We start from the raw sequence: 16,379 nt of genomic DNA, 5'->3' as shown, positions 1-16,379 counted from the left end.
TGATGAAATCAAATCTCTCTGCCAGAGGAAATTTAAGGTGCAAAGGTAGGGATTATTTCTTAGAAAAGTACTAATTGCATTGAATGAAATCGCGAAAACTTAATCTTGACTAACTTTCTGAGAAGTAGATTTCGTCTTCTTTGGGTAGAAGTGGGCTATTTTTTTCAGGATACTATCTGAATCAATACCACATAATTGATAAAGTTCATGAGGCTCTCCATGTTCAATTATATCATCTGGGACCCCTAAACGTAAAATTGGCTTATTGTAGCCATGGTCTAGCATAAACTCGGCGATAGCAGAACCAAAGCCGCCTTGTATGCAGGCATCTTCCACCGTAATGACTTGATTATACTTAGTAAATACTTCATGAAGTATTTTTTCATCCAATGGTTTCACGAATCTCATGTCGTAAAGCGCTGGATTCATTCCTGCTGATTTGGCTTTTTGACAAGCTAATTCAGCCTCATTTCCGATATGGCCAATACTTAATATGGCAACATCCTCACCATCAAATATCTTTTGTCCTGTTCCAATTTTAATTTCCTCGAAGGAGGTCCTCCATACAGGCATCACTCCTGCACCACGAGGGTATCGGATGGTAATGGCTTTTTGATGTTCTTTAAATGTATCTAAAGACGCAGTGTACATGATATTTCTAAGTTCTTGCTCGTTTCTAGGAGCAGCAACTATCATGTTGGGTATACAACGCATATAAGCTAGGTCATATAAACCATGATGTGTAGGACCATCAGCGCCAGCTAAGCCAGCTCGGTCTAAACAGAATATCACGGGAAGCTTTTGTAGACAAACATCATGAACTACTTGGTCATAGCCTCGTTGCATGAAAGAACTATAGATATTACAAAATACGGTTAAACCTTGCGTGGCCATACCAGCTGAAAATGTAACAGCATGTTGTTCGGCTATCCCCACGTCAAAAGCCCGGTCAGGCATAGCTCTCATCATAATATTCAAAGAGGAGCCGGAAGGCATAGCAGGCGTAATTCCCATAATTTTAGGATTTTGCTCTGCTAATTCTAATATGGTATGTCCAAAAACCTCTTGATATTTAGGAGGTTGTGGATTATCGAAGGTCTTTTTATGGATTTCCCCAGTGATTTTATCAAATTTTCCTGGGGCATGCCAAAGTGTTTGATCTTTTTCTGCTAATGAATACCCTTTCCCTTTGGTAGTAATACAATGTAAGATTTTAGGTCCAGGAATATCCTTTAAATCATTTAAGACCGTGGTTAAATATTGTACATCATGGCCATCAATGGGTCCAAAATACCTTAAATTTAGCGATTCAAAGAGATTACTTTGCTTAAGTAATGTGGCTTTCAGTCCATTTTCAATTTTAGATACAATCTCCTGGGCGGATTTTCCAAATTTGGACATCTTTCCCAATAGATTCCAAACATCATCTTTTACTCGATTGTAGGTATGTGAAGTGGTGATGTCGGTTAAATATTCCTTTAAGGCACCAACATTGGGGTCGATGGCCATGCAATTATCGTTGAGGATAATGAGCATATTATTAGGAATATCCCCGGCATGATTCATTGCCTCGAAGGCCATACCGGCTGTCATCGAACCGTCACCAATGACGGCAATGTGCTGTTTATGAAACTCTTTTTTATACCGAGAGGCGACAGCCATACCTAAGGCTGCAGAAATGGAAGTGGATGAATGGCCAACGCCAAAAGCATCATATTCACTTTCCGAACGCTTGGGAAAGCCACTTATTCCTCCTAATAGTCGATTTGTATGAAATGAATCCTGGCGACCAGTGAGTATTTTATGTCCGTAGGCTTGATGGCCGACATCCCAAACGAGTTGATCGTCTGGCGTGTTGAAAACATAATGTAAGGCAACTGTCAATTCGGTAACCCCTAATGAAGCACCAAAATGCCCTCCATTGACTGATACATGGTCAATAATAAATTGGCGCAATTCATGGCAAACTGCAGGTAAATCTGCAGGGGACAACTTCCGCAAATCCGCTGGGGATTGGATTTTGCTTAGGATAGGTCCGGCTTGAAATTGCATACTTGGAGGGGTATTTTTTATAAAGGGTTCTTTTCTAACTATACAAAGGTAAAAATGTTTTTGGCTGACTAGTCATTTTTTTGACTTGCTTTAAACAATCGTTTCTTTTCATGTTTGCTTAAACTCTCATAACCCGAGGTAGAAATTTTATCTAAAATGGCGTTCAATTCATCCTCTTCAATCTCATCGGCATCATTTTGTTCTACGAAATCTTGTATTTTTCGTTGGATGGTCATGGAATAAGAGTATATTTTTTCTTCGGGCGCAGTTCTCCGTGATTGTCTTTTTTGGTAAGAGTAAGCATACAGAAAGCCTAAAAGGGCTCCTCCTAAATGGGCGATATTTCCTCCGGCATTAGTTCCTGTTGTTTCAATCATGGACCAAAGAATATAAAATGCCGCGACATATTTAATGGCTACTTCTCCAAAGATTAAAAGGTGTACCTTATAGTTGGGTTGTAAAGTGGCTGCACCCACCACGATAGCAAAAACACTGGCAGAAGCACCATTTAAGAAAATGGGGCCCTTCATGACAAAATAGGAAAAGCTATTCAGTAATAAAATATAAGCAATAGCTCCGGCTAATCCTCCTAAAAAATACAATTGAATCAAGCGCTTTTGACCTATAAAAGTGTGGATTATTTGTCCAAACCAATACAGAAACAGCATATTGAATATCAGGTGGAAAATCTCAAAATGAGCAAAGAAATAAGTAAAGAATGTCCAAGGTTTGTACAAAACGACCTTAGGTTGTGAGGAGAGGGCAATTTGCTCTAGGAGTAAATTATACCAGTCTTCTTTACCTGCTAATGATAAAAATACATGGGTTAAAGAAATGACAACAAAGACTACCACATTGGCTAATATCAAACGCCATAACCCATTTTCTGGGTTTTGTATGACTAGCCGAATGTCCTGCCAAATACTTTTCATCTCAATAGAAATTATTCCTTTGTGTTTTCCAAACCTTTAATAAGATCACCGCAAAAATCATTCCACCAATGTGAGCGAAATGAGCCACATTATCTCCCTGGCTTTGTTGGATACCTGCATAGAGCTCATAAAGTCCGTAGAAGGTGACAAAATATTTCGCCTTAATGGGTATGGGAAAGGGAAATAAAAACATTTCTGAATTGGGGAATAAATAACCAAATGCCATGATGATTCCGAAAATGGCACCTGATGCACCACCTAGTGCCCCCATATTGATTAATGCTTCATAATTAGCAATTACCCAATTGATGTTAATTTGCCCACCTGGTGCTGAAATAATGCCATAATGCTGGGCATAATCAATTAAATTTTCTGAGTTGGGATTAGCTAAAACCAGTTCTGTGGCTCTCCTAATTTCTGCGAAGTCGATGAAGTGTTGGATCCCCATATACAAAAGGCCTGCCCCAATACCACAAAAAAAGTAAAAGAAAAGAAATCGTTGAGCCCCCCAAATACGTTCTAGTAAGGATCCAAACATGTAAAGTCCAAACATGTTTCCCAGTAGGTGCATGAAGCTAGCATGCACAAACATGTAGCTTACTACCTGGAAAAAGCGGAAATCGCTGGCTCCAAAATAATGCAAAGTGAGAAAGTCTTGAGGAAAGCCGAAACCCTTGATCAAGTAAAGTCCTACATTGATTAACAATAAAGTACGAACAGTTGGTGTTAAGTTTTGTAGCATTTCTTTATTCTTCGTATCCCCAATCTATCGAGGTTTTCATGTCTTTAATGATCAATCCCATGGATTTGAAAGTAGCTCTAATTTCATCCACTTTGTCATATTGCTTACTCCGCTTGAATTCAGTATACAATTGAAGTAATCCTTGAATCATATTTTCCCAATGGTCAGGCAGTTCTTCTTTAATACCTAAAATGTCTTCTAGGAATGAAATATAATTTGTTTTCAAGGATTCAAATGCCTTTTCTCCAATGGACTCTAATGAAATTTGTCCAGTATAAATCTGATTTATTTTCTTCAATAAAGTAAACAAATGAGCTATAGTAACAGCCGTATTTAAATCATCGTTCATTCCATCGTAACATCCCTGAACGGCAGCTTGAATTTCTTCCGCATGCTTACTTTCAATAGCTGCCGCATTGGCAACTTCTGGGAATGACATGTTCTTGACGATTCTTAGGCCATTAGCGATACGTTTATAGCCTTTTTGGGCTGCTTTTAGTGCCTCATTGGAGAAGTCCAGGGTACTTCGGTATTGAGATTGTAACATAAAAAAGCGCACCGTCATTGGGCTGTAGGCTTGTACCAATAGAGGATGACTTCCACTAAATAATTCAGAAGGTAAAAATGAATTACCTAGTGATTTGCTCATTTTTTGCCCATTAACGGTGAGCATATTGGTATGCATCCAATACCTGACTGGTGCTTTGCCATAGGTAGCTTTGGCCTGAGCAATTTCACATTCATGATGTGGGAATTTTAAGTCCATTCCACCGCCATGAATATCAAAGGTGTCTCCTAAGTACTTGTGACTCATGCAAGTACACTCCAAATGCCAGCCTGGAAATCCTTCTCCCCAAGGAGATGGCCAATGCATGAGGTGCTCTGGAGCAGCTTTTTTCCACAAGGCAAAATCCAATGGATTTCTTTTTTCACCAACCCCGTCCAAATCCCGTGTTTCAGTCAATAAATCTTCTAAAACTCGACCAGACAGTTTTCCATAATCTCCCCCTTGTTTATTATAGCTTTCTATATCAAAATAAACAGATCCATTGGACTCATAAGCTAATCCTTTGTCTAATAGAGTTTTAGTAGTTTCAATTTGCTCCATGATATGTCCCGTGGCCGTTGGCTCAATACTCGGGGGAAGTAAATTGAACTGCTCCAAAACTTGGTGGAAATTTTGCGTATAGCGGTGCACTATTTCCATTGGCTCTAGCTTTTCCAGCTTGGCCATTTTACCAATTTTGTCCTCTCCTTCGTCTCCATCACCCACTAAGTGACCTACATCGGTAATATTCCTCACATAACGTACTTGATAGCCTAGGTGACGTAAGTAACGGTGCAGGATGTCGAAGGAGGTGAAAGTCCTTAAATTACCCAAATGAACATAATTATAAACGGTTGGCCCACATACATATAAACCTACATGTGGAGCATTAATGGCCGTGAATAATTCTTTTTCTCTACTGAGGGTATTATATAATTTTAAGGCTTGCATGGTTTGAACGATTCCTTTTCGGATGTGCTATTTATAAAAGAATTAAAATTACTTTGATTCTTTTAAACCACCAAACGATTTATCGCCTTGGAATGTTTTATGGGAGGGAGGATTGCTCGACTCATTCTATTATCTTTGTTTAAATATTGAAATTCCATTTAAAATCCAGCATGTATTTACGAGAAGTAGCTGATGATAATTTATTAAAGAAAGCTTTTTTGACATTTCCTGTTAGCCTTTATGCAACTGATGCTAATTGGATACGTCCATTGGATTCCGACATAGAGTCTATTTTTGACCCTAAAAAAAATCCACATTTCAAGCATGGGGAAGCTATTCGTTGGTTATTATTCAATGAAGATCATCAAGTAATTGGTCGAGTGGCAGCATTTTATGATGGGAAAGCCGCCAAAGATGGAGAATTAGCTGCGGGAGGGATGGGGTTTTTTGAATGTATCGAAGATCAGAAAGCTGCTTTTATTTTGTTTGATGCTTGCGCGGATTGGTTAAAATCCAAAGGTCTAGAGGCCATGGATGGCCCTATTAATTTTGGAGAAAGGGATAGCTTTTGGGGATTGATGGTGAAAGGTTGGGAATTTGAACCTACCTATAAAATGCCTTGGACTAAGGAATATTATATTGCCTATTTTGAACAATATGGATTCAAGGATTATTTCCAGCAATATGTATTTGTATCACCCGTATCTGCAGCGAATGTAGCCCCGTCCATTGAAGAAAAAGCACAACGAATTTATCAGAATCCGAATTATGTGTTCAAGCACATTGAAAAATCAGATTTGAGTAAATATGCGGAAGATTTTAAAATCATTTTCAATGCAGCTTGGGCCAAATTTCCAGGTGTAACAGCCATGAGCTCAGAGCAAGCTCAAAAGCTCGTAAAGAAAATGAAGCCTATCATTGATGAGCAATTATTATGGTTTGCTTATACATCAGAGGGTGAACCTGTTGCCTTTTTTATTGTTATTCCTGATTTAAATCAAATTGTCAAGCACCTGAATGGGAAGATGAATGTTTGGGGAATGATTAAATTTTTACTTTTAAAATGGAAGGGAGCGCTAACTCGTTGCTGTGGGGTGATTTTTGGAGTTGTTCCCGAACATCAAGGCAAAGGTGTGGAGTCTGCCATCGCCTTACGTTTCCGTCAAGCTGCTCGTGATAATCCTTTTTATCCATATGAAACCATGGATATGAATTGGGTGGGTGATTTTAATCCGAAAATGCTTCGATTTGTTTCCCAATTGGGAGCCAGTATCGATAAAACTTACATTACATATCGTTATTTATTTAATCCAAACCAGCCCTTTAGTCGTTGTCCTAAAGTAGGCTAAATAATTTAAAATGAGCTTATTATCAATTGGAACAGTGGCTTTTGATGCCCTGGAAACCCCGTACGGAAAAACAGATAAAATCATCGGTGGATCTTGTACTTACATTAGCCTATCAGCGGCATTTTTCTTGCCAAAGGTAAATGTTGTGGCAGTAGTTGGAGATGATTTTCCCAAGGAATATATGGAAACTTTGGAGGAGAAAGGAATCGATTTGACTGGCTTACAGATCAAAGAAGGTGAAAAAACATTCTTTTGGGCAGGTAAGTATCACAATAATATGAATACCCGTGATACCTTGGTAACTGATTTGAATGTATTAGCGGATTTTCAGCCAGCAATTCCTGCATCTTATCAAGATTGTGATTATTTAATGTTGGGAAACTTGACGCCACAGGTTCAAATAGATGCCATTCAGGGTTTAACAAAGCGACCTAAATTAATCGTAATGGATACGATGAATTTTTGGATGAATGTGGCTATGGATGATTTGAAACGTGTGTTGAAAATGGTTGACGTCCTTTGCATTAATGATGAGGAGGCTCGTCAATTATCTGAGCAATACTCCTTGAGAATAGCGGCTAAGATGATTATGGCGATGGGACCTAAAACATTGATCATTAAAAAGGGAGAGCATGGTGCTCTCTTATTCCAAGACGATAAAATGTTTTATTGCCCAGCTTTGCCTTTGGAAGAAGTATTCGATCCAACGGGAGCGGGAGATACCTTCGTTGGGGGCTTTATTGGGTACTTAGCACAAAAAGATGATACATCCTTTGAAAGTATGCGTCAAGCTATCGTGTACGGTTCAGCAATGGCTTCCTTTTGTGTGGAGAAATTTGGAACAGAACGTTTATTTGAAATAAGTCCTGCTGATTTGGAAGCCCGAGTGAATGAATTTAGGGAATTAGCTAGATTTTAAGCACCTACCATCACCACATGTAATTCATCCATGTTCAAGTATTGATTCGCTATTTCGCGCAATTCTTGAGCTTGGCATTGAACGATTTGCGTTTGAAATTGATCATAGAAATCAGGCGCTAGGTTTTCTAGTTGAATGACCTTTATTTTTTCTGCTATATCGAAAGCCTGGGTTAATTCGCCGGTAAAACTACCCATCAAGTAGTTTTTGACTAATTCTAATTCTTCATTCTGCACTAATTCAGTTTGAAGCAAACGTATCTCTTTTTTGATTTCATCCAAGGTTTGCTCGCTATTTTCTCCATTGACATCCGTTCCCGTAACCCAATAGGAAGACTCTTTTAGTGCGACGATGGACGATGAAATTCCATAGGTAAACCCTTTATCTTCTCGAATATTATTCTGAAGTCTTGAGCCAAAGTAACCGCCTAAAATGGTATTTAAAATGCTAAATTTAAAATAGTCAGGATGCGTTCTCCCGATGGCTAATTTACCTGCTCGAATGGATGTTTGTAATGCGCCATCCCGACGCTCATGTTCTACTTTGGAGGATTGGGGCAATACTTCTGGTAAATTAGTTGGCCACGATTGCTCGAAACGCAATTGACCTAATTGCTGATCTAGTAAGCGCATTTCTTGCTTGGATATTTTACCAGAAAGAAAGATAATGGGTTTGACATTGGCCCAAGTAGACGTATAAAAGTTATATAAATCCGTTCGACTTAAGTCCGCAAGACTTTCAGGGGATGAATATCGGCCGTAGGCATGTTGACCAAAAATTTGTCCGCGGAATAATTGACTTGCGGCAAATGATGTTTTTTGCCAATTCAATTTATTTTTTTGGATTTCAATGGCAATTTCTTTCTCGTATTCTTCTTGGCTAAATGTAGCCTCCTTTAGCAATTCAGCCACCCAGGGAATTAATGCTTCAAAGTGTTTATTAAGGCCATATACAGAGAAATTAGCATGATCTAAATTTGCTTGAATATCCCAAAATGCACCTAAAAAATCAAATGCTTCATGTATTGCTTGCGCAGAATGGGCCTTTGTCCCTCTTTTCATAAGATTAGCTGCCATATTGGCTAACCCAGCTTTGGATCCAGATTTTGAGCCCGCCGGGCTGATAATCTCCAGCTTAAACACAGGTTGTTCTCCTAGGTTTATGGAATAAACCGGAATCCCATTACTTAAATGAAACACATCAACCATTGGGAATTTTACTAATTCAATGGGATAAGCAGGAGGAGGAGTGGAACGATCTAGCATGATATTCGAGTAAAAAACAAATGACATTCCTAGGAATGTCATTTGAAATCAAAAGATGTATTTTGGATTATTTCTTAGAAGCACCGTTATTAATAGCTGCTAACAAGGAAACACGAAGTGTGTTAGCTAGAGGGCTACCAGAACCTGTTGGAACTAAGTAAGCAAAATCAAATCCGTATTTTTGGTCTAATTTAAAACCAACTCCGAAAGTGAAATATTTACGATTTCCTTTCATTTCGCTTTCATTGAAATAACCAGTTCTTAAAGCGAATGAATTATTGAATAAGTATTCAGCACCGATTGAAGTAGTGATTTCTTTTAACTCTTCACCAAATCCGTCTGGAGCATCAAACAATGAACTGAAGATTCCACCGATGGCAGTGGCATCGTTTGGATCATTACCCACTTTAGCACCATTGGCGTCAATGGAATATGGAGTAGGCACCATTAATTTGTTAAAGTCTAAGGTAAATGTTAAACGATTTCCCTCAGAAATATCCTTGGTAGTTGCCATTCCAAAACGCAAGTTGGTAGGAATAAAGTTTTTATCAATACCACCGTAAGAAACCTTACCTGAAATATTAGACAAAACTAAACCGTAAGTATATTTCCATTCTTTAGCTGAAACGCTGTTCCAATATAAGGCCACATCAGCAGCTACTGTTTGAGCAGGTTTCATTGCTACATTGGATCCATTCGTTCCAGTATAGTTTCCTAATAAATTCGAATTGATGTATTTTAAATTAACACCTAAAGATAAAGTGTTTGATAATTTACGAGCATGAGACGCAGTAATAGCATATTCTTTCGAATTGAAGTTACCTGCACTCTGACCTGTTGAAGTAGTTGCTTGGAATAAACCTTGATCAAAATAATTGATGGAAAATCCGAATGCTTGATCTTTACTAGTCTTTTTGTATCCAGCTATGTTGTATAGTGCCATATCATTTACCAAGTTTCTTAACCAAGGTGTATATGATATAGAGAATCCTAAGTCTTTCTCAGCTGTAGCTAATTTAGCTGGATTCCAATAAATGGCGTTGACATCCGATGAAATAGCGACACCAGCATCTCCCATACCAGCCGAACGTGCATCTGGAGCAACATTCAAGAATAACATGGTTGGTGTAGGTATTCTTCCTGCATTTATTTGACCAGAAACTAATGCTTGTCCAAACGCACAAGTACTAATCAAACCTGCTACCAAGGTTAATAATGCTTTTGGGAATAATGAATTGTTTGTCGTCATTGTTTAAAAAAATTAGAGAGTCTTGTTTAGCATAAAGCCAAGGCCAAAAATAGGCATTTTTACGCTAATTGTTGTTTTGTAAGCTAAAATATTTGTCAAAATTTATTTTAAGGTAGCTATTTTGCCTTGGTACTTGCGGATATTGGAACCTTGTATATCTTTGATTTCAAGCATATAATTAGCTCCTAAACCGATATTTCTAAGCTCTGATTCATTAAATTGGAATGAAAGATCTAAAAATTCCGAACCTCCTCCCAGTAAATTTCCCTCTTTTTCTATTACGGTTTGACCTAAGATGTTGATAATTTTAAAATTATACTGATAATCTGACCAAAACTTTTCTTGACTCAGGCGAATGTTTAATTGTTCTTGAAAAGGATTAGGATATACTAAGCAAAAATTAGCTGTAAGATTCTCTTTCGAAACTTGAAAACGAAACGATGACTCGCTCATGTTATTGTTTATATCAAAACATTTTACCTGAATTTTGTACTCTCCGGGAACTAAATTTTGAAAGGGATATATCGCCGTCCCCTCATTACTTTGGCCTGATTTGGGAATAAAGTAATCAACCAAGGGGATTTTTAAGGTATCATTTACCAAAATATAACTGATTTCTCCATTCATTTTGCGCCATAAAAAACCACTATCATCTTTGAGCTGAATCTGTAATATGGGTTTTGAGCTAGTGGCTTCTACATTTGGTTCATTTAGGCTAATCTGAATTTTTGGGCTCTGGTTATCTGAAAAATTGGTTTTAGTGGCTATTTGTACCATGGATTTAGCACCTGCCCAGGTCATTCCAAGGGTGTCTTTTCCAATTATTTTTAATGTCACTTGTTGGTTCCTCCCCATTGGTGGAATATTTTTTGGGGAAAAGGAGATTTTCCCATTGGTTATTTTACTTGATATCTTCCAAAAGATCTCTCCATCTAGTTTATATGAATAGCTAGCAGTTTTAGTACCTAAGGTTTTTTGGGGTGTATCTGGTCCTACCAATGATATTTCTACTTCATTTGCTGGGCCCGGCATTGGTATACTAATCAGTTTTTCACTTCCTGATAATAGACTATCTTCGGGTATGTTTATTGGCTGATAAATCCATGGTAAATCCGCAGAAGGATCTCCCAACAAACTAATATTACGGTTGATTACTCCTGCGTGACTTTGGTTTTTGGTATCTCTGAACAAGTCGCCCATTTTATAATTTTTTTGATGAGCATGTTCTTGAATGAGGCGATAAAATGCTTGACCAAAGATGTAATTGCTGCTTTGAAATACGGGTCTAGTTGTACTAATTAGGCCAATCGCTCCTCCTTTGTCTGAAAGTAAGCTTAATTCTGCACCCGATAATACATTGGGATCATCAAATCTTCCGAATTGACAAGTGGCAGTCAGCACCCAAGGAAGATGTTGGGCATTATTTAATTTCTGAATATCCTCAGTTGTCCATATTTTTTCATCAGTCCAAACTGTCTCTGCTCCATGACCTATGAAATGAATAAAGTTCGCTTTTTGCTCCCAGGTGTTTTTTACAGCTTGCCTGCCAGCTTTTGAACCATAAATTCCATTATTCAATTCCATGGGAAATTGATCCAAATAAATTTTTTGTTTTTGAAATAAGGGATTACTCTTGGCTAAACTTGACGAAAAATCTTCAGCATCCTGAACATGTAAATTGGAATCGCCGTCATCTGCAATCCAAGAAAACTGATAAATTGAAGCAGGCGAAGATTTTTGTTTTTCGGAATAATCCATCAATTTATTGACTAAAACTAAGGCTTCATTGGGATTTCTAGCGGGTAATCGGCCAATGCCAATAGAAAGTCTTTCATTTATTGCTTGGTCTCCTTCTATCCATGCTCCTTGGCCAGGTTCCAAAAATCCAAAATAGTCGTCAGAAGCATAGCTTAAAAGGGGATGAAAAGATTCTACACTTTCATAGGTAGGAACATAGCTCGCTTTTTCAATGGCTGTAGCTACTGAATTTTTATTTTTATAATCTATGGAGGCATCACCTAACAAGATAACATACTTTAATAGGGCATCTGGTCTATTTTTTTGGTCATATAAATAATCACGGATGGCAGTTACATCTTGTTTGCCACCGGCATATTCATGATAAATTAAATCGGTTGTAATTACACTCGTTTTAATTTGGGCCTTTGTATTTTTATACCAAGCCAGTTTCTCTGCGGCATTTTGAAGCCTAGGACTTGAGATGATGATGAGTTCGCTGGCTGGACTATGTTTAATGTCTTGAAGCTTCAACTGTTGTACAAAATCAGGGCTGCTTAATTTACTAGGTTCAAAAATTAATAATTTACTCCCTGGAGAAGTCGATATTTTTCCTTTTGCCTGTTTATTTGATAAACTAAGCCAGTCCTGATCTCCGTTTTTAAGCCAAATTTGATGCTTATCGTTAAGGTTTTGAATAGAAATGCTGAAACTGGAATCTTGTTGATTAGCTAAATAATATAATGGATTTTCATTGGCGGCATTGAAAAGTCGCGGGTAATTGAGTGTAAGGCTATTGAGGTAGCCTGTTCCGATACTATTGGCATAGTTGATTTTCCAGGACCATTGATTGTTTTTAATGTTCGGTCGAACAGTACCATAAAAATTTTTTACTTGAATTTTTTGGTCATAACGATCGCCTGAAATAGCACCTATCACCCAAGGTGGAAGCTTATTGTTTTCAATAGTGAACGTGAAAATTCCTTCTTTCACGGAGCTAGAAGCCAACTGGCCAAATATTTCAGCCAATACCCCTTCCTTATAATCTTTGATTGGATATTGAATGATTTTCTCGCTATTACCTGAAAAGGCATCCCCCAACCACTGCCTACCTGATTGGATAGCATTGGTCAACTCTGGTTGGTAGTGGAAATGGGACCAAGCGTAATCTAGGCTAGGCTCTTGTGCCTGCCCCCAAGTTGTTTGCTTGATTCTTTGGCTTTTTGGACTATCCCATCGAATAAAGTAGTAAGAGGAATCTGTATAAGGGTGAGTCTCTCTTTGCCATCTTTTTTGATCTTTATCCCAAATGGTCAAATGAGCAGATTCAGCATAAAAACAAATTAGGTCATTGTCATCCCAAACACCATTTTCTTCGCCCAGGAATAAACTACTGATAGGTTCTAAGTCCTTGGTTCTAGGGCTATTAGTGAGTTGAGGAAGAATTCCTCTTTGGCCTTGAAAAATAACTACTTTTTGAGGATTAATGCGGCTAGGATCAATCTTGTTTTTTATTAGCCAGTCTTTATTGATTTGATATACTCCTGTCTGGCTGACAGCGATTTTTGTCCATGTACCTTCTGATAAGACAGAATGTGACTGGCAAAGGCTAATCCCAGGAAATAGAAAAACAGAAATAATAGCCAAGAAGATATGTCCAGGACTAATCGGTAGATTGGTTTTCCAATAAGCTAACTTGGGCATTTTTCGCTACTAAATAGAGTTTCCCGCTAATCTGTTCTTTGCAAATGTAACGGGTTCTACGAAGTTTCCCTTTGACAAGTTGGAGGTTTTTTAGAAAAAACAATTGATTCTCCTCGAGTTCGTGCAGGCTGACCAAGGGATTTTCAGGGTCAAAGGTTTTTAATACTTCCACTAAAGGAGTGTACATGGAGGAAGAAGCTGAGGGATTTTTTAGATAGGTCTTTAGGACGTTCACTAAGGCTTCGGGTAATAATTCAGGATCAAGGATGGGTTCGAATAAGTTATAAAACTCTTTTTTCCATTCATTGCCGTGAGGAGATACTTTGTTTTTATGTGCGAGGTAGGTGCTAAGATGGGCTACTTCATGGATGTAGGTGACCAAAAATGCATAGGGGTTTAGGTTGTGGTTCACCGTTATTTGATGTCCCTTTTGAGGAGAAAAACGGTAGTCCCCTAATTTAGAGCCTCGTTCTTTACTGACAATAAAGTCAAAGGAATAGTCTTGCCAAAGCTGAAAACAATACTCAGCGACGCTGGCGGGGAAATGATCGAAAAAGGATTGAATTCTTTTGCTTTTGACCATTGTGAAAAGGGCATAAAAAAAGTCCTTCGCATGCGAAGGACCTTTCTCTCTTTTGCTTAGAAATTATTTCTTAGCAGCAGTGTCAGCAGCAGCAGTGTCAGCAGCAGCAGTATCAACAGCAGCAGCAGCAGCAGTATCAACAGCTACAGAATCAGCAGCAGCTTCAGTTTTTTTCTCACCACAAGATGCCAAAGTTACCATTGCAGCAACGAAAGCTAGAGCGAATACTTTTTTCATTTTTTTGATATTTAAGGTTTGAGTTACAAAACTAATGGATTGATTTGTATCTACCAATAATTTTGACAAAAATTTTAAGAAATTTTTAAGTATTGGTCAAGGTTTTTTCAAAAAACCTTATTAAGAGGATATATTGGCCGTTTTTAGAACTTAAAAATATTAAGTAATTCTTAAGGAATTCTAAAATTAATGGATCTTTAGCGGATTAAATCCTTAAATCGGTCATAAAAACCACTACTTTTAAAAGTAAAAGATTTGTGCAAAACGTAGTTAGACACAAAACTAAAGCCCATACCGTTGGTGGTAGTAAGTACTTGAGTGAGGTTGATTTTTTTAACTGAATAAGGTATTTGCCAATAAAAATCATTCATGATTCCATGTAAAGCGCGATAGGGCAATACACTAAAGAACCAAGTGACAAAACCAGAAAAAGACGCAACCATTAAGAATTTAATCATTTCCCTCCTTGTTTGCTGCGACTGGCGGGCATTAAAGGCAAATAGTTTTGTCAGAATAAATCCAACGACTAATGAAATGTAATAAGCGGGTAAAATGGATTCTTCGTAACTTACTTTAAACCAATCTTTGATCAATCCGCCAGATATTAGTTGTACTACAGCCCCAGTTCCCGCAATAAGGAAATAGGCTAATAGGTCTTTTTTATTAAATAGTTTAGAGTTCGATTTGCTCAAAATGGCTAATGATTAGAAAACGCTTTTGACTAGACTAGGGTAAACTCCTAATATGATAGTACCAAGTGTGCAAGCCCAAAGCGCTACTTTGAATAGAGCAGGAACTTCAATTTTTTCTATTTCTCCAGCCTTCAAATATACAGCTATGATTCCTTTGAAATAGTAGTAAATACCGACTGCTGACATCAGGATGGCTAAGATGACAGGGTAAATGATATTTCTACTAAAGGTGTCAGAGAAAATGAAAAATTTACCCCAGAAACCAGCCGTTAAAGGTATACCTGCTAAAGAAAGCATCGAAATGCTGAAGCATAAAGCTAAGCCTGGATTGTTTTTAGCAAGGCCTTCAAATGAACTGAAATTTTCTGGTTTCTCTACGCGGGCACTTTGGTATTCCGATACTAAAATTAATACAGCAAAGGCCACCACAGTTGCCAATGTATAAGATAATGAATAGTATAAGATACTGGAAGTGGTACTGATTTGCTTAGAACTTACTGTTAATAACAAGTAACCAGCATGAGAGATACTGGAGAATGCTAGCATTCTTTTCACACTCTGCTGATAAACTGCCGAAATATTTCCTACGACCAGCGTTAGCATACTGATGAAATATACGGGTAGTACCCAGACGGTATATAAACTTCCGAAGATGCCTGAAACCAGGTGAAATAGCGCCGCAAAGCTAGCTGTTTTCACGATGGTCGACATAAACATGGTGAAAATGGTTGGAGCTCCTTCGTAAACATCGGGAGTCCAAAAGTGGAAAGGTGCCGCTGATACTTTAAACAATAATCCTACGATAATTAATAAAACTCCAATGAACAAAAAGGTTGGCATGGACTCAGGAGCAGTGCTGGTAAGAATTGTCCCTATGTTTGAAATATAAAAAGAACGAGTAGCCCCGTAAACCAAGGTAATACCAAAAAGTAGGATACCCGTGGTAAATGAACCCATTAAGAAATACTTAATCGCAGCTTCATTCGAGCGAAGGTTTCTCTTGTCGCTACCTGTTAACACATACATGGCTACCGATAAGATTTCTAAACCCACAAACAAGACAATCATGTGATCGAATGATACCATTAAAATGGCCCCTACTACAGAAAATAGCATAATGGCATAATATTCTGCAGGATGAGTATGTTCATCATCTTGCCCAAATGCTTTAGAAAATGCTACTACAAAAAAGGCGGCTAATTGTATGATGAGACTAAAATTAATGGACGTGTTGGTCGTGCGGAACATATTTCCAAACCACAATAATTCATGATTCCAGTCGGAAACAGTCAAAGCCATGGAAACCACTAAGAATAAGAGGGTTACCAATTGTATCGTTTTTCTAGGGAACCAAAATCCCAAGAATAAATTACTAATTCCAAAAAGAGATAAAGCAATGATAGCCGTCATAATTTTATGC

The 16,379-nt window shown here is 38.0% G+C and carries 13 protein-coding genes; 2 read left to right on the top strand and 11 right to left on the bottom strand.

The window, feature by feature from the left end; genetic code table 11:
• Positions 1–99: 99 nt before the first annotated feature.
• From dxs to cysS, 4 genes are all read right to left on the bottom strand, one after another.
• On the bottom strand, positions 100–2,052 hold the full coding sequence (dxs, locus tag SKC36_RS08850) for a 1-deoxy-D-xylulose-5-phosphate synthase (RefSeq protein WP_459465635.1): 1,953 nt from the start codon (positions 2,050–2,052) through the stop codon (positions 100–102).
• A 68-nt stretch (positions 2,053–2,120) separates the two neighbouring features.
• On the bottom strand, positions 2,121–2,984 hold the full coding sequence (locus SKC36_RS08845) for a rhomboid family intramembrane serine protease (RefSeq protein WP_459465634.1): 864 nt from the start codon (positions 2,982–2,984) through the stop codon (positions 2,121–2,123).
• A 1-nt stretch (position 2,985) separates the two neighbouring features.
• A complete protein-coding gene (locus tag SKC36_RS08840) occupies positions 2,986–3,726 on the bottom strand; it encodes a rhomboid family intramembrane serine protease (protein WP_459453943.1) in 741 nt (246 codons plus the stop codon).
• Positions 3,727–3,730: 4 nt separating this feature from the next.
• Complete coding sequence (gene cysS, locus SKC36_RS08835) at positions 3,731–5,224, bottom strand: cysteine--tRNA ligase (protein WP_459465633.1); 1,494 nt, start codon at positions 5,222–5,224, stop codon at positions 3,731–3,733.
• A 170-nt stretch (positions 5,225–5,394) separates the two neighbouring features.
• Between cysS and SKC36_RS08830 the strand changes: the two genes are divergently transcribed.
• Together SKC36_RS08830 and SKC36_RS08825 are read left to right on the top strand one after the other, a co-directional pair.
• Positions 5,395–6,573, top strand: coding sequence for a hypothetical protein (locus tag SKC36_RS08830; protein WP_459465632.1), 1,179 nt, complete (start codon positions 5,395–5,397; stop codon positions 6,571–6,573).
• Positions 6,574–6,583: 10 nt separating this feature from the next.
• Positions 6,584–7,492 carry a PfkB family carbohydrate kinase gene (locus tag SKC36_RS08825; protein ID WP_459453946.1) on the top strand — a complete coding sequence of 303 codons (909 nt, stop codon included), beginning with the start codon at positions 6,584–6,586 and terminating at the stop codon, positions 7,490–7,492.
• Here the strand turns inward: SKC36_RS08825 and SKC36_RS08820 are convergent.
• The 7 genes from SKC36_RS08820 to SKC36_RS08790 all read right to left on the bottom strand — a co-directional run bounded on the left by SKC36_RS08820 (position 7,489) and on the right by SKC36_RS08790 (position 16,369).
• A complete protein-coding gene (locus SKC36_RS08820) occupies positions 7,489–8,784 on the bottom strand; it encodes a M16 family metallopeptidase (RefSeq protein WP_459465631.1) in 1,296 nt (431 codons plus the stop codon). The two genes, SKC36_RS08825 and SKC36_RS08820, sit on opposite strands and share 4 nt — an antisense overlap.
• Positions 8,785–8,824: 40 nt before the next feature.
• Complete coding sequence (gene porV / locus SKC36_RS08815) at positions 8,825–10,006, bottom strand: type IX secretion system outer membrane channel protein PorV (RefSeq protein ID WP_459453948.1); 1,182 nt, start codon at positions 10,004–10,006, stop codon at positions 8,825–8,827.
• Positions 10,007–10,108: 102 nt separating this feature from the next.
• Positions 10,109–13,447, bottom strand: coding sequence for a type IX secretion system sortase PorU (gene porU, locus SKC36_RS08810; protein WP_459465630.1), 3,339 nt, complete (start codon positions 13,445–13,447; stop codon positions 10,109–10,111).
• Positions 13,407–14,030: a SprT-like domain-containing protein gene (locus tag SKC36_RS08805; RefSeq protein ID WP_459465629.1), complete on the bottom strand. Its 624-nt coding sequence runs from the start codon at positions 14,028–14,030 to the stop codon at positions 13,407–13,409. The genes porU and SKC36_RS08805 overlap by 41 nt, the downstream gene beginning before the upstream one ends.
• A 63-nt stretch (positions 14,031–14,093) precedes the next feature.
• Positions 14,094–14,336 (bottom strand): hypothetical protein, encoded by a 243-nt coding sequence (locus SKC36_RS08800; protein WP_459453951.1) that lies wholly within the window; start codon positions 14,334–14,336, stop codon positions 14,094–14,096.
• A 128-nt stretch (positions 14,337–14,464) separates the two neighbouring features.
• Positions 14,465–14,959 carry a GtrA family protein gene (locus tag SKC36_RS08795; protein ID WP_459453952.1) on the bottom strand — a complete coding sequence of 165 codons (495 nt, stop codon included), beginning with the start codon at positions 14,957–14,959 and terminating at the stop codon, positions 14,465–14,467.
• Between the two features lie 12 nt (positions 14,960–14,971).
• Positions 14,972–16,369, bottom strand: coding sequence for an NADH-quinone oxidoreductase subunit N (locus tag SKC36_RS08790; protein WP_459453953.1), 1,398 nt, complete (start codon positions 16,367–16,369; stop codon positions 14,972–14,974).
• Between the last annotated feature and the right edge of the window lie 10 nt (positions 16,370–16,379).

This window comes from Aquirufa sp. OSTEICH-129A, from assembly GCF_054558355.1.
This window is presented reverse-complemented; position numbering and strand designations above follow the sequence as displayed.